General features: G+C 76.4%; 1 protein-coding gene and 1 pseudogene. Both read left to right on the top strand.

The window, feature by feature from the left end:
- Positions 1–374: pseudogene (locus HMPREF0731_RS21625) on the top strand (siderophore-interacting protein); the annotation flags it as partial.
- Positions 375–397: 23 nt separating this feature from the next.
- The coding region (locus tag HMPREF0731_RS21620; protein ID WP_007006379.1) for a siderophore-interacting protein at positions 398–1,074 on the top strand (677 nt) is incomplete at its 3' end.

The raw sequence follows: 1,074 nt of genomic DNA, 5'->3' as shown, positions 1-1,074 counted from the left end.
CCCGCCTGCCGGCCGAGCAGCTGATCGCCGAGGCGCCGGAGGTCTACATCGCCACCGGCGGCGCCTATGCGCCGGGGATGCGCCCCGCCATCGGCCCCGGGCTGGCGGAAGGCCCGGCGCGGGACGGGCTGCGCCGCCTGGCCGCGCGGCCGGGTCTGGCCCTGCTGCCCGCCATCCGCGCGGGCCGCGTGCACGGCATCTGGAGCGGGCTGGTCGGCATCCGCCCACTCCAGCCGCTCTTCGTCGAGGCCGCGGCGCGCTGGCTGCATCCCGCATTGTTCCACGACCTCGACCCCGGCGAGGCGCTCGGCCTGATCAACACCCGCTTCCTGGCGCGGCCCCTGCCCGGCCCGCTCTGGGTGAGCCTCGCCTGACCCCCTTCCCCGGAACGTTCGCCATGCCTGTCCTGCGCGCCCGCGCCAGCATCCCCTTCCCCCGCATCGACGCCTATCTGGAGCGCATCCTGGCCTCGCTGGCGGCGCATCACCTGGCGCTGCACGCCACGGCCGGGGGCCATGCCGTCGCCTCGCCGCTGGGCGGGCGGGGCTGGCTGGTGCCGGGGCCGGGGCGGCTCGACCTTCGCGTCGAGGCGCCGGACGGCCCCGCCTTCAATCGCCTGAAGCACGACCTCACCAGCCTGATCGACTTCGTGGCGCGCGAGGAAGGGCTGGCCATCGCCTGGACCGGCGATGCCGCCGGCGCCGTGCTGCCGCCGGATCTGCGCATCCTCACCGTCCGGGAGGTGCGCGACCTCACGCCGGGGATGCGGCGCGTCACCTTCGCGGGCCACGACCTCGCGCGCTATGACGCGCCGGACCAGCTGCATGGCCGGCTGCTGTTCCAGGCCAAGGGGGTCGCCACCCCGGAATGGCCGCGCCTCGACGACCATGGGCGCGTGGTGTGGCCCGGCTCGGGGCGGCTCGATTCGCGCATCTACACGCTCCGGCGCGTCGACGCGGCGGCCGGCACGCTCGCGATCGACTTCGTGCGGCATGGCGGCGACGGGCCGGGCATCCGCTGGCTGGCCCAGGCGGCGCCGGGCGATGTGGTGGGGCTGCTGGGGCCCGCCGCGCA

The organism is Pseudoroseomonas cervicalis ATCC 49957 (genome assembly GCF_000164635.1).
Classification (GTDB): Bacteria; Pseudomonadota; Alphaproteobacteria; order Acetobacterales; family Acetobacteraceae; genus Pseudoroseomonas; species Pseudoroseomonas cervicalis.
Note: the sequence above shows the minus strand (reverse complement) of the source record. Positions and strands in the feature narration are given on the sequence as shown.